The organism is Streptomyces sp. NBC_01089, assembly GCF_045162975.1.
In the GTDB taxonomy this organism is placed as follows: Bacteria; Actinomycetota; Actinomycetes; order Streptomycetales; family Streptomycetaceae; genus Streptomyces.
Map to the genome: position 1 here is coordinate 3,852,610 of NZ_CP108660.1, position 19,258 is coordinate 3,871,867.

17 protein-coding genes and 1 pseudogene are annotated in these 19,258 nt (G+C 71.2%); 6 read left to right on the plus strand and 12 right to left on the minus strand.

Annotated elements, in window-relative coordinates; all coding sequences use genetic code 11:
* The first annotated feature begins 267 nt into the window (after positions 1 to 267).
* Entirely contained in the window at positions 268 to 1,326 is a 1,059-nt protein-coding gene (locus tag OG510_RS16990) for a LacI family DNA-binding transcriptional regulator (protein ID WP_406137791.1), read from the plus strand.
* Between the two features lie 179 nt (positions 1,327 to 1,505).
* On the opposite strand, the gene OG510_RS16995 is transcribed toward OG510_RS16990, so the two are convergent.
* Positions 1,506 to 1,910: a rodlin gene (locus tag OG510_RS16995; RefSeq protein ID WP_406137793.1), complete on the minus strand. Its 405-nt coding sequence runs from the start codon at positions 1,908 to 1,910 to the stop codon at positions 1,506 to 1,508.
* 216 nt (positions 1,911 to 2,126) lie between these two features.
* Between OG510_RS16995 and OG510_RS17000 the strand changes: the two genes are divergently transcribed.
* Positions 2,127 to 2,549, plus strand: coding sequence for a hypothetical protein (locus OG510_RS17000; protein WP_406137794.1), 423 nt, complete (start codon positions 2,127 to 2,129; stop codon positions 2,547 to 2,549).
* 92 nt (positions 2,550 to 2,641) lie between these two features.
* On the opposite strand, the pseudogene OG510_RS17005 reads toward OG510_RS17000, so the two are convergent.
* From OG510_RS17005 to OG510_RS17015, 3 genes and pseudogenes are all read right to left on the minus strand, one after another.
* Positions 2,642 to 3,043: pseudogene (locus OG510_RS17005) on the minus strand (DoxX family protein); the annotation flags it as partial.
* Between the two features lie 16 nt (positions 3,044 to 3,059).
* On the minus strand, positions 3,060 to 4,841 hold the full coding sequence (locus tag OG510_RS17010; RefSeq protein ID WP_406137796.1) for a discoidin domain-containing protein: 1,782 nt from the start codon (positions 4,839 to 4,841) through the stop codon (positions 3,060 to 3,062).
* 63 nt (positions 4,842 to 4,904) lie between these two features.
* Positions 4,905 to 6,032, minus strand: coding sequence for a DUF1996 domain-containing protein (locus OG510_RS17015; RefSeq protein WP_406137798.1), 1,128 nt, complete (start codon positions 6,030 to 6,032; stop codon positions 4,905 to 4,907).
* 405 nt (positions 6,033 to 6,437) lie between these two features.
* Between OG510_RS17015 and OG510_RS17020 the strand changes: the two genes are divergently transcribed.
* Positions 6,438 to 7,958 (plus strand): MFS transporter, encoded by a 1,521-nt coding sequence (locus OG510_RS17020; RefSeq protein WP_406137799.1) that lies wholly within the window; start codon positions 6,438 to 6,440, stop codon positions 7,956 to 7,958.
* An 80-nt stretch (positions 7,959 to 8,038) separates the two neighbouring features.
* On the opposite strand, the gene OG510_RS17025 is transcribed toward OG510_RS17020, so the two are convergent.
* The 3 genes from OG510_RS17025 to OG510_RS17035 all read right to left on the minus strand — a co-directional run bounded on the left by OG510_RS17025 (position 8,039) and on the right by OG510_RS17035 (position 9,725).
* Entirely contained in the window at positions 8,039 to 8,695 is a 657-nt protein-coding gene (locus OG510_RS17025; protein WP_406137800.1) for a DUF5063 domain-containing protein, read from the minus strand.
* The gene (gene recR, locus OG510_RS17030; protein ID WP_385022688.1) at positions 8,688 to 9,287 is read right to left on the minus strand and encodes a recombination mediator RecR; all 600 of its coding nucleotides are present in this window, start codon (positions 9,285 to 9,287) and stop codon (positions 8,688 to 8,690) included. The genes OG510_RS17025 and recR overlap by 8 nt, the downstream gene beginning before the upstream one ends.
* 102 nt (positions 9,288 to 9,389) lie before the next feature.
* Positions 9,390 to 9,725 carry a YbaB/EbfC family nucleoid-associated protein gene (locus OG510_RS17035; protein ID WP_406137802.1) on the minus strand — a complete coding sequence of 112 codons (336 nt, stop codon included), beginning with the start codon at positions 9,723 to 9,725 and terminating at the stop codon, positions 9,390 to 9,392.
* Between the two features lie 258 nt (positions 9,726 to 9,983).
* Between OG510_RS17035 and OG510_RS17040 the strand changes: the two genes are divergently transcribed.
* Complete coding sequence (locus OG510_RS17040; protein WP_406137803.1) at positions 9,984 to 10,934, plus strand: SLATT domain-containing protein; 951 nt, start codon at positions 9,984 to 9,986, stop codon at positions 10,932 to 10,934.
* A gap of 48 nt (positions 10,935 to 10,982) precedes the next feature.
* On the opposite strand, the gene OG510_RS17045 is transcribed toward OG510_RS17040, so the two are convergent.
* From OG510_RS17045 to OG510_RS17065, 5 genes are all read right to left on the minus strand, one after another.
* Positions 10,983 to 12,128, minus strand: a complete 1,146-nt coding sequence (locus tag OG510_RS17045) for an NAD-dependent epimerase/dehydratase family protein (RefSeq protein WP_406137804.1) — start codon at positions 12,126 to 12,128, stop codon at positions 10,983 to 10,985.
* A gap of 96 nt (positions 12,129 to 12,224) precedes the next feature.
* Positions 12,225 to 12,875 carry a hypothetical protein gene (locus tag OG510_RS17050; RefSeq protein ID WP_406137805.1) on the minus strand — a complete coding sequence of 217 codons (651 nt, stop codon included), beginning with the start codon at positions 12,873 to 12,875 and terminating at the stop codon, positions 12,225 to 12,227.
* 282 nt (positions 12,876 to 13,157) lie between these two features.
* Complete coding sequence (locus tag OG510_RS17055; RefSeq protein ID WP_406137807.1) at positions 13,158 to 15,626, minus strand: dolichyl-phosphate beta-glucosyltransferase; 2,469 nt, start codon at positions 15,624 to 15,626, stop codon at positions 13,158 to 13,160.
* Positions 15,623 to 16,414 carry a GntR family transcriptional regulator gene (locus OG510_RS17060; RefSeq protein WP_406137808.1) on the minus strand — a complete coding sequence of 264 codons (792 nt, stop codon included), beginning with the start codon at positions 16,412 to 16,414 and terminating at the stop codon, positions 15,623 to 15,625. Before OG510_RS17060 ends, OG510_RS17055 begins: the two co-directional genes overlap by 4 nt.
* A gap of 299 nt (positions 16,415 to 16,713) precedes the next feature.
* On the minus strand, positions 16,714 to 18,081 hold the full coding sequence (locus OG510_RS17065; RefSeq protein ID WP_406137809.1) for an aspartate aminotransferase family protein: 1,368 nt from the start codon (positions 18,079 to 18,081) through the stop codon (positions 16,714 to 16,716).
* A gap of 168 nt (positions 18,082 to 18,249) precedes the next feature.
* On the opposite strand from OG510_RS17065, the gene OG510_RS17070 reads away from it, so the two are divergent.
* Positions 18,250 to 18,699: a hypothetical protein gene (locus tag OG510_RS17070; RefSeq protein WP_406137811.1), complete on the plus strand. Its 450-nt coding sequence runs from the start codon at positions 18,250 to 18,252 to the stop codon at positions 18,697 to 18,699.
* Between the two features lie 116 nt (positions 18,700 to 18,815).
* Positions 18,816 to 19,250: an SRPBCC family protein gene (locus OG510_RS17075; protein WP_406137812.1), complete on the plus strand. Its 435-nt coding sequence runs from the start codon at positions 18,816 to 18,818 to the stop codon at positions 19,248 to 19,250.
* Positions 19,251 to 19,258 lie beyond the last annotated feature (8 nt).

Here is a 19,258-nt window from a genome sequence, read left to right on the forward strand (position 1 = left end):
AAGCGACGCCCTCACCATCAGCAGGAATCTGACACCCCGCCACCGGAGACCGGGGCATCCGAGTGATGCCGTGGTCCCAATGAGTTCAGGGCGGGCCGATATTCACCCGATGGACGGCACGTCGCACCACCGCGACGCCCCGGCGATGAGGTAGAGGCAGCCCGGCGATGAGGCAGAGGCGCCCCGGCGCTACACAAGAGCGCGGGGGGGGCAGGCGAGCAAAGAGGGCGGAGAGCGCTCTCCGCCGGTTCCCACTACAGTGCGTCCATGAGCAGAGAGCCCGAGGCGCCCGCCGCCATGCCCACCCTGGAAGACGTGGCGCGCGCGGCGGGAGTCTCCCGCGCGACCGTGTCGCGCGTCGTCAACGGCATCCGCAATGTCGACCCCGCGATCCAGCAGGCCGTACGCGACGCGGTGGCCGCGACCGGGTACACCCCGAACCGGGCCGCACGCGCCCTGGTGACGCGGCGGGCCGAGACCATCGCGCTGGTCGTCTCCGGCGCGGGCGACGCGTCGGAGGCCGGGCAGAACGCCTTCGCCTCCGGGGTGTTCGCCGATCCGTTCTTCGGCCGGGTGGCCGCCGGGGTCGTCGGGTATCTCCGGCCGCGCTCCATGCATCCGGTGCTGATGTTCGCCGAGACCCCCGAAGCCCGTGACCAGGTCGTCGGCTATCTGCGCCAGGGCAGCGCCGACGGCGCGCTGATCGTGTCCACCCACGCCGACGACCCGCTGCCCGGCATGATCGCGGCGGCCGGGCTGCCCGCCGTCCTGTTCGCGCGGCCCGCGGGAGCCGTCCCCATCAGTTACGTGGACCTCGCCCACCGGGAAGGCGCCGAGCTGGCCGCAGCCCACCTGCTCGCCCGCGGCTGCCGCCGCCCCGTCACCATCGCAGGCCCGCAGGACATCACCGCGGGCGAACAGCGGCTGACCGGCTTCCGGGAGACGATGGCGCGGCACGGCCACCGGGACGTACCGGTGGCCGAGGGCGGCTTCACGCTGCACAGCGGGGTGGAGGCGATGAGCCGGCTGCTGGACGAACACCCGGACCTGGACGCGGTGTTCGCGGCCAACGACCTGATGGCGCAGGGCGCGTGCCTGGTCCTGCGCGAGCACGGCAGACGGGTCCCGGACGACGTCGCCGTGGTCGGGTTCGACGACAGTTCGGTGGCCGTGGCCTGCCGCCCGCCGCTCACCACGGTCCGGCAGCCGGTGGAGCGGATGGCGGCCGAGATGGCCCGGCTGCTCCAGGAGCGCATCGAACACCCGGAGCGCCCCGTCACCTCGATCGTCTTCGAACCGGAGCTGGTGGTACGCGAGTCGGCGTGAGGGGGGGGCGGGCGGCATCCGCCGGTGCCCTGCCGCGGCCGCCGCGGGTGCCGCTTCCGTACGTGGTGCTACGAGGTCATGACTACGGCCCGTCCCTCGAACTGATCTCCTTCAGGATGCTTTCCGGGCGAAGGGTGATCCGTGGTGGGGCGGGCCGCTGACGGGCTCGGAGCAGGTGGTCAGCCGTTGCCGACTCCGTTGCCCGAGAGCACCGGGATGCTGTCGAGGATGTGGGACAGGGGCTCGTCGCCCTTGGACTGCGTGGAGTTCTCGGTGCACTGCTGGTTCTGCGGGGACGACAGGACGGGGATGTCCTGGACGGCGACCGGTACGACACCGACGAGGGAGCCCACGTTCGCCTTGACGGGCACACCGGCGCACAGCTTGTTCAGGGAGCCCTGCACGAGGGTGAGCTGCGGGCTCATGGCGCCGTCGGTCTTCGAGTTGCCGAACGACTGCTCGGCGCCGTTGCCGCTCAGGGATGTGGTGCCACCGTCGTTGCCGATGGCGGCTGCGTTACCGGCGGCGCCGGCGAGGGCCGCGGCGGCAAGGGCCGCAGCGGTGAGGGCGGTACGGGCGCGCATGTCACTCCAGTGGAATGTGGGGGAACAGGAACGCGCACCAGTAGACGCAGCGACCAGGCACATCTGGATCTATTCACCTGATCGTCGGAGTGTCGGTGGTCGGAAGTTGCCAACGCCCGCAGGGGGGCGGGGCAGTTCCCCGGCCCGGGGTGCTCCGCGGGCCGCCGGGGAATATTCGCTCGCTCCCGACGTACCGGCCGTCCTGGCGTGGTCCGCGTGCTGGATGACGTACGGCTGGACCGTGGGCAGGTGGCGGAGTTCGCCGAGCGTGGGTTTCCGCTGATCCCGCAGGCGGTGCCCCAGGAACTGGTGGCGGCCGGGTCCCGGGTCATCGACCGGCTGGCCGAACGGTATCCGCCCGGCCCCGACGTCCGCGGGCCGCACAACTACTTCCCCGCCGCCGAGCGGGTACCGGCCCTCGCCGCGCTGCTGACCGGAGGTCCCGCTTTCGCCCTGGCCGAGTCGCTGACCGGCCCCGGCACGCTGGAAGTGCCGGGCCAGGTGCAGGCGGTGCTCACCATCCCGCCGTTCCCGCACCGGCCCGGCATGCACCACATCGACGGCTTTCCCGCCGAACCCGACGGGCGGCCCGGCACCTTCCCCTGGCTCGACTACGACACCGTACGCGCCACCACCTGATCCGGCCCGGCCGCCGCCGCCTGCCGCGACTGCGCACCCCCGGCCCGCCCGGCCGCATGGTCCGCACCAGCTGCACCGGCGGCACCAGCCGCACGCGCCGCGCGGCGCCCGGTGATCAGCCGGTCGACAGCCATGGCCCCCGGCCCCGATACGGCGATCAGCAGCAGCGTCCAGCAGAAGAAGACAGCGGCCTCGCCGCCGTTCTCGATCGGCAGCAGGCCACGCCGCTGGTGGATGTCGAAGTAGGCGAACGCCATCGACCCCGACCCGAGCAGCGCCGCCGTCCTGGTGCCAAGCCCCAGCAGCACCAGCCCGCCCGCGCCCAGTTGGATGACGGCGGCGTACCAGCCGGGCCAGCTGCCCGCCGGCAGCGGGTGGCCGCCGAGCAGCCCGAAGAGCGAAGCGACTCCGTGGCAGGTGAAGAGCGTCCCGATGACGATACGGAACAGGCTGAGCGTGTACGGCTGAGCCTGCGTGAGGCGGGTGTCGGACATGAGGGCTGTGCTCCTCTCAGCTGTAGACGCCGAACTCGTAGAGCGAGTAGCCGTATCCGGAGCCGCGCGCCGTCCCCAGCATCCGGACGTACCGGCCCGTGCCGTTCACATCGAGGTCGTCGATGTTGCCGTTGCCGTCGGTCACCGACGTGACCGTGGTCCAGTTGGTGCCGTCGTCCGACGTCTGGATGTCGTACGCCTTCGCGTACGCCGGGTCCCAGGCCAGCTGGATGTGTGTGAAGGTGGTGGAGGCGCCCAGGTCGACCTGGAGCCACTGCGGGTCGCTCCAGTCGCTCGCCCAGCGGGTGTCGAAGCTGCCGTCCACCGCGTTGGCCGCGCCGCACGGGCAGCCGCCCGTCGGGTCGGTCTGGAAGGACGACGCGGTGGCCGCCTTGCCCTGGGACACATTCGTCCCGTCGACCTTCGGGGGGACGACCTTCAGCGACTTCGTCTCGATGCCGACGTTGCCGTGGCCGTCCGTGGACTTCACATAGACCTTGTAGACCCCCACCTTGTCGGGGACCTTCGCGGAGAACGTGCCGTCGCCGTTGTCCGTGGTGTCGGCCGGCACCAGCGCCTTGTCCTGGTCGATGTAGTTGCTGCTGAAGAAGAGCTGCGAGGTGGTCGCGTCACCGTCCGGGTCGGTGACCTTGGCGCTCACCGTGACCCGGCCGCCGGCCGGGACGCCCGCCGTGGCGTCGGCGACGGTCATGTCCGAGATGACCGGCGGGGTGTTGTCGCCCGATGTGTCGCCCCCGTACGCCTTCTTGACCGCGTAGTACGACAGCCGCTTCTGGCCGTCGGGCACCAGGTTGAACCAGACACCGCCGAAGTCGTCCTCGGTGCCGTAGTGGAACATCGTGGCGCCCAGCGCGACCCCCTTGTGGCCGGTGACGCAGCCCCACGCCTTGGTGTAGCCGTCGGCCTTCTGCACGTCGGTCGGCTCGTCGGGCACACCGTTCGCGTCGTCCGGCACCTCCCACTCGCCCGCCGGGCCGGTCTCGGTGACGATGTACGGCTTGTCGTAACCGCCCTGCTCCCAGTCCGACTTGACGTTGCAGACCGCGTTGTAGGCGTTGACCGCGTACAGATCCAGGTCGGGCGCGTTCCTCTTGTAGTACGGCCAGGCGCCGGTCCACGCGTCCGTGGAGGTGACCGGGTGGTTGGGGTCCACCTGGTGGATCTTCTTCGCGATGTCGTTCACGAAGGAGGTGTACGCGTTGCGCTGCGCCTCCAGCTCGTCACCGCTGTAGCAGTTCTGCAGGCCGAGCGTCGACTCGTTGCCGACGTTCCACATCAGCACACCGGGGTTGTCCTTGTAGGTGTCGACCCACTTGGGGAACTCGGCGAGCATGTCGTTCTTGTACATGGTGTCGGTGAGGTAGTTGACGCAGCCGCCGCTGCCCGGGCCGCCGCCCGGCTGGAGCCAGAAGCCGGCGATCACCTTGACGCCGTTGGCCGCCGCCGCGTCGAACAAAGGCTTGCTCGTCGCGTCCGTACCCCAGGTACGGATGGTGTTGACGCCCATCGAGGCCACGTCCGGCATGTCCTTGGCCGCGTCGTCGACCGACGGGCCCCAGGTCAGCCCTTTGACCGTGTACGGCGAACCGTCGACGGTCAGCGCCCAGTCGCCCTGCGACCCTGTCACCTTGACGACACTGCCTGCCGCGTGGGCCGCCGGTGCCTGCACGGCGAGCAGGGCCCCGGCGAGCAGCGCTGTCGCGGCCAGCGGCGCCAGGGCGCGTTTCGCCGTACGGGTGGGGTGAAGCATGGGGGGACGGGTGGGGGGATGGTGCATGTCGCTCTCCTTCTGTCCGTCTCGCGTGACGTACCGGCCGGTGACGTACCGAACGGTGAGGTCCTACGGCAGCTCGTAGTCGTCGTTGAGTGCGGCGCCCGCCGCCGGGTTGGTCTCGTCGTAGCCGCGCGCGTCGCACTGCAGACCGCCGTTGACGCAGTGCGTGACCAGGGCCTGGAGCGTCGCGGCGTCCCAGCCGTTGAAGAAGTCGTAGTGGAACGAGTGGCCGGTCCCGCTGGCCAGCCGCACCTTCGACATATCGCCGTTCACCGGCCACGCCATCTTGAACTCGATCATCGGCAGTGCCACCGGATGGTCGGCCGGGCAGGTGTTCTGGTTGTTGCCCGACGCCACCGGGTACGCCATATGACTCTGGTGGTCAGGGGTGTCGAGGTGGATTCCGTCCCAGCAACTGGGCGCCTGGAGGCGGATGTTGAGCTGGGTGTCCTCGGTGGACGGGCAGCTCACCGGGAAGTCGAAGTTGTGGTACTGCGTACCGCACTCCCAGCCCTCGACCGTGCCCTTGAGGTTCTTGAAGTCGTCGAGGCTCTGCATGGGGTTGCCCACGACGAACCTGAGGCCCTTGGGGAAGGGGCGGACGCTGGTGTAGTCGGTGACCCCGGACTTGTAGTAGATGGTCTGCGGTCCGACGGGGAGGATCTTCTCGTCCCCGTTGTACAGACTCGGCATCCAGTAGGCCGACTTGTCGCCGGGCGCCAGACAGGTGGTGCCGCCCTGGTCGAGCGAGGCGGTGGTGGTGTTGGCGTCGGTGCCGGTGTTGCCCATGAAGGTGTGGTCGTGCGACTTCCCCGGCTGCCCGGGGAAGACGATCGGGTCGTCGGGCGCCGTGTGGTTCGGGGCGCACTTGGCCTGGAACTCGTGGAAGTACCGGTGCGGTGGGTCGTACGTCGACGGGGTGACACCGGTCACCGGCGGGTCGGCCATGATGTAGCCGTCGCCGTCCGGGTCGTCGCCGGACGCCTTGGTGGACACCCCCATCCCGGGCATACCGGCCATGCCGGGGGCGACGGTCTTGGTGGCGGTGCCGGCCTTGGCGTGTGCGGCGGCGGTGGCGGCGGGTGTGTCCGCCGATGCGCCGGTCGTCATCACGACACCGCCGATGCCGGCCGCTGTGAGAGCCAGAGCGGTGGACAGCAGTAGTCCTGTGAGGGTTCTCGACCTCCGTGGCATGGAGACCTCCTCCTGCGTCAGTGCGGGAATGCGAGGGCGGGGAACGGATCCGGAAGAGCGGGAGACTGGGAGAGCGCTCTCCCGATTCGGAGTGTTCCGCTCCTGACAAGACCGTGTCAATAGCCCGTAGACCGCCGGAGCAGCGGCACAAACCGCCCCGACTGGCTGCACCGCAAGGGGAGTTGGACGGGTGAACGCAGCGCGTGCGACGTCAGGGGCCGATTGGGGGCGCCACCTGAACACAGCGCTCCCGGCGGTCCGGACCAGCCGACGGCGAGCCTTTTTCCGCCGCCGTCTCCGTTGCCGCTCCTGTTGCCGCTCCCGTTGACCATGCCCGGCGCGAGAGGGTTAGCTGCTCCCGATCCAAACAAACGATTGTTTGGTACGTCGAGAGGAACCGTCCGCATGGTGACAGCCGGCACCGCACGCCCTCCCACAGCCGGTGAGGGTCCGACACCCCATGGCGGCTGGACGCCGCGCCTCGTTCTCTCCTTCGCCTCGATCGTCGGCGTCCAGGAACTCATAGCCGCCAACTTCCAGATGACGTCGACCGCGCGGCCGGAGATCAGCGCGCACTACGCGACCCACCAGAGCGCCTGGCTGCTCACCGCTTTCCTGCTGGTCGGCGCGGTACTCAGCCCGATCGCCGGGAAGCTCGCCGACATGTACGGCAAGCGCCTGGTCCTGCTGCTCGCCGTCGCCGGTGCCACGCTCGGGGCGCTGCTGACCGCGCTGGCGCCCACCTTCGGAGTCGTCATCGCGGGCCGGGCGCTCCAGGGGCTGCTCGTGCCCTGCACCTTCCTCGGGTACTCCCTGATGCGCGACGTGTACCCGTCCAGGATCCTGCCGATGGCCGTCTCCCTGATGACGGCAGGGATGGGCCTCATCAACATCCCCGCCCCCTGGATCACCGGCTGGCTGATGGGCAACTGGGGCTTCCACGGCGTGTTCTGGTTCTTCGCCCTCGTGCCCGCCGCGCTCCTCGCCCCGCTGGCGCTGGCCACGGACGAGAGTCCCGTACGCCATCGCTCGCGGCTCGATCTCCTCGGCGCGCTGCTGCTCGGCGCGGCTCTGGCGTGTCTGCTGATCGGTGTCAGCTTCGGCGCCGAATGGGGCTGGGGCTCCGCGCGGACGCTCGGGGTGCTGGTGGGTGGTGCGGTGCTGGCCTGCGTATGGATCGTCTCGGCGCTGCGCGGCCGGGACCCGCTGATCGACATCCGGTTCTTCAGACGCCGGCCGATGATCCTCACCGCGCTCACCGCCGGTCTGGCCTCCGCGAACACCGGTGTGTTCAACGCCCTGCTGCCGACGATGTGCATGACGCCGCTCACGCTCGGCCTGGGGTACGGCTTCGGTGTCGACGCCAAGGGGTACGCCCTGTTCCAGGTGCCCGTCGCGGCCGGGGCCGTGGTCGGCGGGTATCTCGTGGGGCGGGCCATGCGCAGGACCTCACCGCGCAACCTGATGATCACCGGTCATGCGCTGCTGGTCGTGGGCACCGCACTCACCGCGCTCCGGCACGACGCACAGGGGCCCCTGACCGCGTGGGCGCTGATCGAGGGCCTCGGCCTCGGGGTCTCGTACGCCGCAGCGCCGAACCTCGTCATCGGTGCGGTGCCACCCGGGCTCCAGGCGTCGATGTCGAGCATGGTCCAGGTCTTCCAGAGCGCCCTGGCCGCCGTCCTGCCCGCTGTCGCCTTCGCCGTGCTGAACGGGCATATCGCGGTCGCCGAGGGCGGCTACGACTTCTACAGCGACGGGGGGATGCGGGCCGCCTTCCTCATCGCCTGCGGCGCTTCGGTGGTCGCGCTCCTCCTCGCCCTCGCGCTGCCGAAGCGGGGCGCCGGGGCGGAGGATGTGCGGCAGGACGGGCGGGAGGACATGCGGGCGGGCGCGAACGCCCAAGCAGAGGCGGTTTCTGACTAGGCGTCCATTCCGGCACAGGCCCCCGTACTCATGACGCCCGGCATCACGAGAGTGCCGGGGGCCTTGCGCCGCTCAGCCGCTCAGACCGACGGGAGGCCCAGCGGAGTCCCGATCTCCTCGGCCATGACCCGGCCGGCCTCCTCGGCCAGCACTTCCTCGCCCAGATCCTGGTCCGTGTCCAGGCCGTCGAGCGCCGGGAGCGGCTGGTCGAGGCGGACATGGGCGACCAGGGACTGCAGCGCGCGGAGCGCGGCCGACGCGGTGGAGCCCCAGTTTGAGAAGTACGAGAACTGCCACCACCACATCGCCTCGGTGGTCCGGCCTGCGCGGTAGTGCGCCATGCCGTGCCGGAGGTCCGTGACGATGTCCGCGAGGTCGTCGCTGATGCGGCAGGCGACGGGGGCCTTGCGCGGCTCGTACGGGTCGAACACCTCGGAGTACACGTCGATCGGCTCCAGGAGCCGCGCGAAGCGCTCCCGCAGGTCGTCGACGTCGGGCTCAGGGCCGAGGTCCGGCTCGTACCGGTCGGCCGGGAGGATGTCCTCATGGGCGCCGAGACGGCCCCCGGCCAGGAGGAGCTGGGAGATCTCGAGCAGCAGGAAGGGCACCGCGCTGTCGGGCTCGTCGCCCTTGGCCACCTCGGTGACGGCGACGATGAAGGACTCGACCTGGTCGGCGATCTGGACGTCGAAGTCGTTCGGGTCTTCCGTGACCTGGTTCAGCGTTGCGTCAGACATCGAGTAGTCGTCTCCCCTCAAAGGCACGACCGAGCGTGACCTCGTCCGCGTATTCCAGGTCTCCCCCTACAGGAAGACCACTCGCCAGCCGTGTGACCTTCAAACCCATGGGTTTGATCATGCGGGCGAGGTACGTCGCCGTGGCCTCGCCCTCCAGGTTCGGGTCGGTCGCCAGGATCAGCTCGGTGACAGCGCCGTCCGCGAGCCTGGCCAGCAGTTCCCTGATCCGCAGATCGTCGGGGCCGACGCCTTCGATGGGGCTGATGGCGCCGCCGAGCACGTGGTAGCGGCCGCGGAACTCACGGGTCCGCTCGACCGCCACGACGTCCTTCGGCTCCTCGACGACACAGATCACCGTCTGATCGCGACGGGTGTCCTGGCAGATCCCGCACAGCTCGGCCTGCGCGACATTGCCGCACACCGCGCAGAACCGGACCTTGTCCTTCACTTCGAGCAGCGAGTGCGCCAGGCGGCGCACATCGGTGGGCTCGGCCTGGAGGATGTGGAAGGCGATCCGCTGCGCGCTCTTGGGACCGACGCCGGGCAGCCTGCCCAACTCGTCGATGAGGTCCTGGACCACGCCTTCGTACAACGGAGCGCCTCTTTCGGTCTGCTGTGGAACGTAACGGTAGTTCGTGCGAGGTTTCCGCAGAACCTCGGGAGCGTGAAGACCTTCGTCAGATGAAGACCTGCGTCAGATACCCAGGCCCGGCATACCGCCCAGCCCCTGGGCGAGCGGGCCGAGCTTCTCCTGCTGGAGCGCCGACGCGTTCTCGTTCGCGGCGTGGACCGCGGCGACGATCAGGTCCGCGAGGGTCTCCGTGTCCTCGGGGTCGACGGCCTTGGGGTCGATCACCAGGCCGCGCAGCTCACCGGAGCCGGTGACGGTGGCCTTGACCAGACCGCCGCCCGCCTGGCCGTCGACCTCGGTCCTGGCCAGTTCCTCCTGAGCCTGTGCGAGATCCTGCTGCATCTTCTGGGCCTGCTGAAGCAGCTGCTGCATGTTGGGCTGGCCACCACCGGGAATCACGGGTCACTCCGAGGCTGTTCGACGACGTTTCCGACTGCGCCAGGACTTTCCGGGAGTCTTGGCCGGTAAAACGAGCCTACGTGGTCCCCGGGCGCCCCGCCCTCCACCGTGAGGACCAACTCTTTCGGGTGAGAGCGCGGCGGCTCCTCTACCTGATCACAGCCCGCTCACGGTCGTAAACCCTGGCATAACGGCACCGACGCCCACCATTCGGCGGTATGAAGGCACTCGCTCGTACGTGACGGAGGGGAGAGCCTGGTGGGCCAGCCGGAGACGCCGCAGCCCGATGAGGACGCCGTACGGTCCGGGGGCGAACCCGGCACGGGTCCCCGGGCGGGTACGGGGGCCTCCGCTCCGGGGACGGAGCCGGGCGGGAAACCGGGCGGGCAGGCGGATCCCGCGGCCGGCCCCGACACGTGCACGCAAACGGAATCGGAATCGGAATCGGGTACGCATCCGCAGACGGGCACCGGGACGGATACGGGGCAGGGCCCAGGGCCGGGGCCTGGCCGGGGCCGCACCCGCGCCGGTCCGGACGCCGACCTGACCGGCGGGCCGTTCCCCGGGGGTGACTGGGGGGAGCCGGCCGAGCGCCTGGACGAGCTGTACCGGTGGGTGGAGGCGGCCGCCCTGCGGACCGCGGGCTGGTATCTGGCCGACCGGACCTGGAAACGGCGGGCGGCGCGTGCCCTGCGGGCGGGGTCGGCCGGGTGTGCGCTCGTGGGGGCGTTACTGCCGCTGCTCGCTCTGGCGGCCGGACTGCACGGCGCTGCGGAGTGGGGCTATCCGGCGCTGCTGGCCGCGGTGGCGTGCGCGGCGGGCGACCGCTGGTTCGGGCTGACCGCGGGCTGGATGCGCGATGTGGCGACGGCGCAGGCGGTGCAGCGGCGGCTCCAGGTGCTCCAGTTCGAGTGGGCGTCGGAGTCCGTCCGCGAGGTGCTCGGCCCGGCGGAGGGCACGGCGAGCGAGGCGACCGAACGCTGTCTGGGGGTGCTGCGCAGGTTCTCGGACGATGTGGCGGACCTCGTCCAGGGCGAGACGGCGGAGTGGATGGTCGGATTCCGTACGGGCGGCGCGCTGCCCGGGTCGGTACGGGGGCCCGGGGAGCCGCGCGGCGGTGAACCGGCGCCCGTGGGCCGTACGGTGCCGGCGCTGGGCGTACGCCCGAACATGCCGCGCCAGCGCCCGCCGGAGCCGCCCTCCCGGTAGCGGCCCCCGCGGCCGGCCCGGGCAGCGCCGGGGGGAGAGAGCCGGACCTCAGGCCGGGGCGGCCGGGCTCTCGGCCGGGCTCTCGGCCGGGCTCTCGGCCGGGCTCTCGGCCGGGCTCTCGGCCGGGCTCTCGGCCGGGCTCTCGGCCGACGGTCGCATCGACGCGTGGGCGAACTCCGCCACCCCGCCGGTGAACGGCACCGCGGGCAGCCAGCCGAGTTCGGACCGGATCCGCCGGGACGACGCGGTGATGTGGCGGACGTCCCCCAGCCGGTACTCGCCGGTCACCAGCGGGGCGGGGCCCGGGTACGCCGTGGCGAGCTGCTGGGCCATCTCCAGGATGGTGTGCGGTTCGCCGCTGCCCACGTTGTACGCGCGCAGCTCCCCGTCCGCACGGTCGCGTACGCCTTCCAGCGCCGCGGTGTTGGCGGACGCGATGTCCCGTACATGGACGAAGTCCCGCCGCTGTCCGCCGTCTTCGAACACGACCGGCGCCGTGCCGCGCGCCAGCGCCGAGCGGAAGAAGGACGCCACGCCCGCGTACGGGGTGTCGCGGGGCATTCCGGGCCCGTACACGTTGTGGTAGCGCAGCGCGACCGCCCGGCCGCCGGTCGCCCGGGCCCAGGCCGCGGCCAGGTGCTCCTGGGCGAGCTTCGTCGTCGCGTAGACGTTCCGCGGGTCGACGGGCGCGTCCTCGGTGACCAGGCCCGGCGCCACGGCGTCCCCGCACTCCGGGCAGGCGGGCTCGAAGCGGCCCGCTTCGAGATCGGCCGGTGCGCGCGGGCCGGGGCGGACGGTCCCGTGGCGTGCGCAGTCGTAACGGCCCTCGCCGTACACCACCATGGACCCGGCCAGCACGAGATCGCGCACGCCCGCGCCCTCCATGGCCGCGAGCAGCACGGCGGTACCGAGGTCGTTGCAGCTCACATAGGACGGGGCGTCGGCGAAGTGTTTGCCGAGTCCGACCATCGCCGCTTGGTGACAGACCGCGTCGACACCGCGCAGGGCCTTCTCGACGGCGGGCCGGTCGCGGACATCGGCCTCGATCCACTCGGCGCCTGACGGGGACGGCCGCTGGGCGTGCGCGGCGGCCAACAGGGCGTCGAACACCACCGGTTCGTGCCCGCGGGCGGTCAGGTCGGCGACGATGTGCGAGCCGATGAAACCCGCGCCTCCAGTGACAAGTACACGCATGCCCTGAAGCGTACGGGCGGCCGTGCGCCGCCCCTGACCACGGGGCGGCGCACGGCCGGAGTGTCGGAGGATCGGGGGCAGCAGCCGGCCGGCCGGTCAGCTGAAGACGATCATCGACCCCTGCGCGAGGCTGCGGGTGGCAGCCGCGTGCAGTCCCAGCCACACATGCCGTTCCCGGGCGAACGGGCTGTCGTCGGCCGGGACCGGACCGGCAGGTTCCTCCAGTGCTGTCGGGCCTGACGGGGCCCGCGGTGTCGCCGGTGGGTTCGCCGCGTCGATCCCGATGGACCCGGCCACCACCTCCAGCTCCCGGAGCAGACCGTGGGCGGAGCCCAGCGGGCCGCCGCCCTCCAGGAGTTCGTCGTTGGACAGCGGTGCGCCGAAGTCGACCGGGACATAGGCGCCCGCGTGGTCGTAGTGCCACACCAGATGGGACTGCTGCGCCGTGGACTCGAACATCTCCAGGAGCTGTTCGTAGTCGCCGCCCAGGTGATCGACCGGGGCGACCTCAAGGCCGCAGATCTTCAGGAGGTACGCGCGCCGCAGGAAGTGCAGGGCGTCGTAGTCGAATCCGGCCACCGGGGCCACATCGCCGGAGAGGCCCGGCATATAGGCGTAGACGGGTACGGACGGCAGACCGGCTTCGCCGAGTGCCTTGTCGTAGACGGCTATCTCTTCCGCGAAGGGGTTGTCGGGGCTGTGGCACAGCACATCGACGAGGGGGACCAGCCACAGGTCACAGGCCAACGGGGCTCCTAGCGGGGTTCGGGGGTCACCCCCCGAGCGGGCTTGTCCGGCCAGCGTAATGCGCGGTTCACGCTGCGCGAAGACCCCCGGTCGACCCGGGCGTTCCCGGGCGTTCCCCAGCGGTACGGACCGGGGCGGGGCGGGACGGGCCGAGGCGGTCCCGGCGAGGCAGGTACGGGCCGGGGCGGTGTGGGCCGGGCCAGACCCGTACGGGCGGCCGGGGCGGCAGTCGCGGGCCGCCGTACGGGACCACCCCGGGCCCGGTGCCCTGCCGCCTCGCTCCTACTCCGCCGTCGTCACCGACGCCGACGACGCACCGCTCTCCTTGCCCACGGGCCAGACCCAGGCGCCGCCGATCCGCTTTCCCGGCCGGCCCAGCAGTTTCTCCACCGTGACGTACAGCGCCGCGTCGTTGTCCTCGGGCGGGATGACGACCACGCCCGCCTTCCAGTAGGCCAGGTCGTAGCGCGCCTGGGCCTGCCAGTTGGGGCCGATCACCGGGATCTTCGCGCCGTAGCGGACGTCGTGGAAGAGGTTCGACGTGTAGCGGGGCGGCGCTCCGTAGATGCCGGTGCGGTCGGCCCCGTACGGCCCGTTGAAGTAGCCGCCGGGCACCGGGAAGCCGACGCCGGTGGCCGACTGCCAGTGCAGGGCCTCCGCGCTGCCCGGGTCGGGCAGCGGCACCGGGACCACGGACTCGCCGGGGCCCACGTACTTCTTCCACAGCCCGTCGGCGATGAACGCCGGGACGTCCGGCCGCTTCTGCACCGGCATCGGGGTCGGCACGATCGGCACGAGCGCCGCGGCGACGGCCAGCGCGCCCACGGCCCGGTACCCGCGCACACGCGTGCGGATCAGCCGGTCGGCGGCCAGCGCGATCAGCACCCCGAGCGCCGGGGCGCAGATCATCGCGACCCGGCCCTCGATCACCGACTCGAAGAGCGGCCGGTGCGCCAGCAGCCGCCACGGGCCGGGCAACACCACATCCGTGTAAGGGATACGGATCTTCTGGCCGAGGGAGAGCACCGCGGCCGCCACCGCGGTGAAGGCCAGCGCCTTGACCAGGGTGTGCCGCCACAGCCGTACGGTGATCGCGAAGGCCAGCGCCACCAGCGGCCAGCCGTAGAAGGCGTTCTGCTCGGTCCGGTTGAGCGCCAGCTTGTCGGCCGTCGCATCACTGCCGAACAGGGCCCGCCCGGAGAACTCCAGGAGGGCGCGCGGGCTGTTGCCGGCGTTGTTCCCGTGCAGCACGCTGTGGTAGCTCTGCGCGCCGAAGAACTGCCAGCCCAGCGGGTACGCGACGAGCGGCAGCGCGGTGAGCGCGGCGACCCCGAGCCCCTTGAGCAGCGGGCGCCGCACCGCCCGCGCCACGTCCCTGCGCAGCAGCCCGTAGGCGAGCGCGAAGAGCAGCATGCCGAGGGCCGCGAGGAGGAACGGCTCCTCGCCGAGGAAGACCTGGTACGTGGCGAAGAGCCCGAGCAGCACCCCGTCCCGTACCGGTCGCTCCCCTGCGCAGAGCCGCAGCGCCCGGTCGATGATGACCGGGATCATGAACAGCACCAGGAAGTTGGGGTGCGCGTTGCCGTGCGAGATCATCGGCGGCGCGAAGGCGGCGAGCGCCGCACCGAGTGCGGCGGCCCACCGGTTGCGGACCAGGCGCCGGGCGATCAGCCAGTACCAGGCGGCGGCCGTCGCCGCGAGCCCGCCGGTCAGCACCAGCGCCCAGGTCGCGGTCGGCCCGAAGGCCAGGGTCACGGGGGTGAGCGGGACGGAGAGTCCCAGCATGGGTGTGTTGCCCATGAGGTTCACCCCGGCGGGGAAGTTCTGCGCGGTGGTGAAGAACGGGTTGTGCAGATGGGCGACGTTGTCCGCGGTGACCGCGAAGAACCACTCCCACTGGTTCTGGTCCTGGAGCGAGTCGCGGAGGTAGCCGTGGCCGAGGTCGGCCCAGAGGTTCTTGTAGAGCAGGACGGAAGCCAGCAGGAAGAGCCCGCAGACCGCCAGGTCGGTGCCGCGCACCGCGCGGGCCTTGAGCCGGATCAGCTCCGCGAGGACGCGCAGATAGTCGAGCGGTCCGACCTTGGAGCCTTCCTGGTGCGACCAGCGCACCGGGACCTCGGCGACCGCCCAGCCCTGCCGGCGGAAGTACTGGAGAATCTCGACGTCGATGCCCCACCCGTCGAGCCGGGCGTCGGCGAACGCCTCGCGCGCTTTGTCGCCGTCCAGGAGCTTGAATCCGCACTGGGTGTCGCGGATGCCGGGGACGGCGACGGCCCGTATGAGCCGGTTGCCCATCCGCCCCATCCACTCGCGCAGCCGCCCCTGGTGGACCTCGACGCTGGAATCGGGGTGCGCGCGTGAGCCGACAGCGGCCTCGTACCCGGTCTCCAGCTCATCGGTGAGGCGGTCCAACTCCTCGATGGGAGTGGCCAGATCGGCGTCGGTGACCAGCACCCGTACGCCCTTCGACGCGGCCACACCGAGCCGCAGGGCGTGCCCCTTGCCGCGGTTGCCGGGGCTGCTGACCAGCCGGACCCGGGGGTCGGCGGCCGCTGCCTCCCGGGCGATGCGCGCGGTGCCGTCCGCCGAACCGTCGTCGACGACCAGCAGCTCCCAGCTGCCGGGCCGCCCGTCCAGATGGCTCCGGACGGCGTCCAGCGTGGGGCCGAGGCGCCCTTCCTCGTTGTACGCGGGCACGACGACGGACAGCTCCACCGTCGCCTCCGCGGTCCGCGGCTCCACAACGCTCACCGGCCGGCCCCGCCCGCATCCAGGTCAGAAGCATCGATGCCCGAAACACCGATGTCAGGAACACCGCTGTCAGGAGCACCGCTGTCAGGACCCTCGCTCTCAGCACTGTCAGGAGCGTCGCCACCGCTGTCGCGGAGTTGCTCGGCCCAGCGGACGGCGTGCGCGTTGTACGCCTCGATCACCGCGTGGGCCCGCTCGCCGTCGCCGCTCGTCACCGCGTCGAGCAGCTCCTCGTGCCCCTGCCACAGCCAGTGGGCCGGTTCCGCGCAGCCGCGCAGATAGGGCACGGCGAACACCCAGCACTGCACCCGCAGCCGGTGCAGGAAGTCGGAGATGTAGCGGTTGCCGGTCAGCGCGCCCAGCTCGCGCCAGAACCGCAGATCGTACCCGATGAGGATCTCCAGACTGCCGGTCCGCGCTGCCTGCCCGGCCTCCTCGGCCCGGCGGCGCACGGACAGCAGCGGCTCCCCGGCCACACCCCGCAGCGCGAGCCGCCGGAAGATCCCGTCGACGATCAGCGACCGGGCCTCGACCATGGCGCAGTAGTCGTCGACCGAGAACTGGTGGACCCGGAACCCCTTGTGCTGGTCCGAGTCGAGCAGCCCCTGCGCGGACATCTCGACGAGCGCCTCACGGACCGGGGTCGCCGAGACCCCGTACCCTTCGGCAATCTGCTTGACGGTGAAGACCTCGCCCGGCTGAAGACGGCCCGCAAGCACTTCGTCACGCAGCGCGTCGGCGATCTGCTGCCGCAGAGTACTGCGGGTCACCGCTCCGCTCGCGGGCATGGTCCTGTTCCCCTCGTCCGACTCAGGACACCCTACGGCCAGGGTCTTTCGATGGGACCCGGCGTGATCATCCGTACTGATCAACCGGGCCTGATCCAACGAGCGGTCCTGGTGCGCGCGGGCATCCTCCGGGGCGAGCGTAGACGGTGACCGGAGCCGAGGTGATCTTCCGGCTGCCGAAGCCGGGCCGAGGGGAAACGGCATCCGGGTGGCGCGGAGGCACTGAACACCCCTGCGCCACCCGGACGTTGACCCGGACGTTGCCCCGGCCATTGACCCTCCGCCGGGCCGGACAGTCCCTAGGCGACCACGTGCTCGTCGGCCACCGAGAGGGCCGCGTCCAGTGCCGCCAGGCCCTCCTTGGCCTCCGCGTCGGTGATGTTGCACGGGGGCACCACATGCGTGCGGTTCATGTTGATGAAGGGCCACAGGCCGTGCTTCTTCGCGGCCGCGCCGAACGCCGCCATCGGGGCGTTGGCCTCGCCCGTCGCGTTGTACGGGACCAGGGGCTCGTGCGTCTCCCTGTTCCGTACGAGGTCCAGCGCCCAGAACGCGCCCACGCCGCGCACCTCGCCGACCGAGGGGTGGCGGGCGGCCAGGTCCGCGAGGGCCGGGGCCAGGACGTCGGTGCCGAGGCGGGCGGCCTGGCCGACGATGTCCTCCTCCGCCATGGTCTTGATCGTCGCGACGGCAGCCGCGCAGGCCAGCGGGTGGCCGGAGTAGGTGAGTCCGCCCGGGTAGGGGCGCTTGGCGAAGGTCTCGGCGATCTCGGCGGAGATCGCGACACCGCCCAGCGGGACGTAACCCGAGTTGACGCCCTTCGCGAAGGTCAGCAGGTCGGGCGTGACGTCGAAGAGGTCGGCGGCGAACCAGGTGCCGGTCCTGCCGAAGCCCGCCATCACCTCGTCGAGGATGAAGACGATGCCGTACCGGTCGCAGATCTCCCGGACGCCCGCGAGGTAGCCGGGCGGCGGGGTCATGATGCCCGCGGTGCCCGGGATGGTCTCCAGGATGATCGCGGCCACCGACTGCGGGCCCTCGTACGCGATGGTGTCCTCGAGGTGCTGGAGGGCGCGGGCGCTCTCCTCGGCCTCGGTCGCCGAGTAGAACGGCGAGCGGTAGAGGAACGGCGCCCAGAAGTGCACCACACCCGCCGTCGCGGTGTCGGAGCCCCAACGGCGCGGGTCACCGGTGAGGTTGATCGCGGTGGCGGTGCCGCCGTGGTACGAGCGGTAGGCGCTCAGCACCTTCGCGCGGCCGGTGTGCAGCCGGGCCATCCGGGCGGCGTTCTCGACGGCCTCGGCGCCGCCGTTGGTGAAGAAGATCTTGTCGAGGTCGCCGGGGGTGCGCTCGGCGATGAGGCGTGCGGCCTCGGAGCGCGACTCGACCGCGAAGGCGGGGGCGAACGTCGTCATCGTCGCCGCCTGCTCCTGGATCGCGGCGACGACCTTCGGGTGCTGGTAGCCGATGTTGGTGAAGACGAGACCGCTGGTGAAGTCGAGGTACCGGTTGCCCTCGTAATCCCAGAAGTACGAACCCTCGGCACCGGCGACGGCGAGCGGGTCGATGAGGTCCTGCGCGGACCAGGAGTGGAACACATGCGCACGGTCGGCGGCCTTGACGGCCGCACCTGTCCGGGGATCGGGCTGCGGGATCTGAGGGGTCATGCACCCCAGCGTAGAGAGCCGCAGGTCGGGGTGCACATGGCCATCGTGTATGGACTGGGCGGCATTCGTCGGCAGGGTGTCGGGTTGTGGCATACCGGCGCGTCGTACCGGCGCACTATCCTCCCCAGGGGGCGCGCGGCGGCGCGGCCACGGGGAGGCGGCACAGCCATGGGGAAGCTCCAGCCGGGCGATCCACACGACGACGGCGCGGACGGCGCGGGCCTCGGCAGCGGCGCCCCCGGACCGCCCCCGCCGGTGCCCGGGTACAGCTACTACACCCCGGCACCGATACCCGAACCACCGGACCGCAGCGGCCGCTGGACGCTGGCGCTGGTCGTGGTGGCGCTGATAGTGGCGATCGGCGCGGGCGGCTCGGTGCTCGCGGTCCTGAACAAGGGCAGCGAAAGCAACACGAAGGCCCCGGCATCGCACACGACCACCGGCCCCAGTGGCCCGGCCAGGGACGGCTCATCGGCGACACCGTCCTCGCCGTCACCGCCGGCGGCTACGGCGGCTACGGCGGAGGCGACGGCGGCCAATGCGTCTCCAAAGCCGAGCCGGCGAGTGCCGGGCCCCCGCATCTGCGCAATGCGGTGCACTGACGCTGCGACACAGTGAGTGCAGGGGGCCCGCGTGGCCCACAGGTCCCGCGCGTCCGGCCGTTCCGTGTGGCAGATCACTCTCCGGGTAGCCGGTCCCGTGAAGAACGAGCCCACGAACGAAGAGAGGCACGCATGTCGTCATCGATGGTCGAAACCGTGGACATCAACGCCCCGGTCGCCGTGAGCTGGGCTCTGTGGAGCGATGTCACCCGCTGGCCCGCCTTCCTGAGCCACGTACGCCTGGTCGAGCCGATCGACGAGAGGCGCTTCGCCTGGCAGCTCCAGCTCCCCGGCGCCGACAAGAACTTCGTCGCCGAGCTCACCGAGGTCGTACCTGAGGACCGGATCGCCTGGCGGACCACCGAGGGCGTCCACCATGCCGGTGTGGTCACCTTCCATCACCTCACCGACACGACGAGCCGGGTGACGCTCCAGATCGAGTACACCCCCCAGGGCTTCGTCGAACACCTGGGCGCACTCACCAACCTGGACTCCGCCCTGGCCAACTACGACCTGGGCGAATTCCAGAAACTGGCCGAGAAGACGGCCGCTTCCTGTGGCGGCTAGCCTGGGCA

Excerpts from the sequence above, each read along its gene's own strand:
- OG510_RS16990 (WP_406137791.1), top strand. The coding sequence starts at position 268 with ATGAGCAGAGAGCCCGAGGCGCCCGCCGCCATGCCCACCCTGGAAGAC.
- OG510_RS16995 (WP_406137793.1), bottom strand. The coding sequence starts at position 1,910 with ATGCGCGCCCGTACCGCCCTCACCGCTGCGGCCCTTGCCGCCGCGGCC.
- OG510_RS17010 (WP_406137796.1), bottom strand. The coding sequence starts at position 4,841 with ATGCACCATCCCCCCACCCGTCCCCCCATGCTTCACCCCACCCGTACG.
- OG510_RS17015 (WP_406137798.1), bottom strand. The coding sequence starts at position 6,032 with ATGCCACGGAGGTCGAGAACCCTCACAGGACTACTGCTGTCCACCGCT.
- OG510_RS17020 (WP_406137799.1), top strand. The coding sequence starts at position 6,438 with ATGGTGACAGCCGGCACCGCACGCCCTCCCACAGCCGGTGAGGGTCCG.
- OG510_RS17025 (WP_406137800.1), bottom strand. The coding sequence starts at position 8,695 with ATGTCTGACGCAACGCTGAACCAGGTCACGGAAGACCCGAACGACTTC.
- OG510_RS17045 (WP_406137804.1), bottom strand. The coding sequence starts at position 12,128 with ATGCGTGTACTTGTCACTGGAGGCGCGGGTTTCATCGGCTCGCACATC.
- OG510_RS17060 (WP_406137808.1), bottom strand. The coding sequence starts at position 16,414 with ATGCCCGCGAGCGGAGCGGTGACCCGCAGTACTCTGCGGCAGCAGATC.
- OG510_RS17065 (WP_406137809.1), bottom strand. The coding sequence starts at position 18,081 with ATGACCCCTCAGATCCCGCAGCCCGATCCCCGGACAGGTGCGGCCGTC.
- OG510_RS17070 (WP_406137811.1), top strand. The coding sequence starts at position 18,250 with ATGGGGAAGCTCCAGCCGGGCGATCCACACGACGACGGCGCGGACGGC.
- OG510_RS17075 (WP_406137812.1), top strand. The coding sequence starts at position 18,816 with ATGTCGTCATCGATGGTCGAAACCGTGGACATCAACGCCCCGGTCGCC.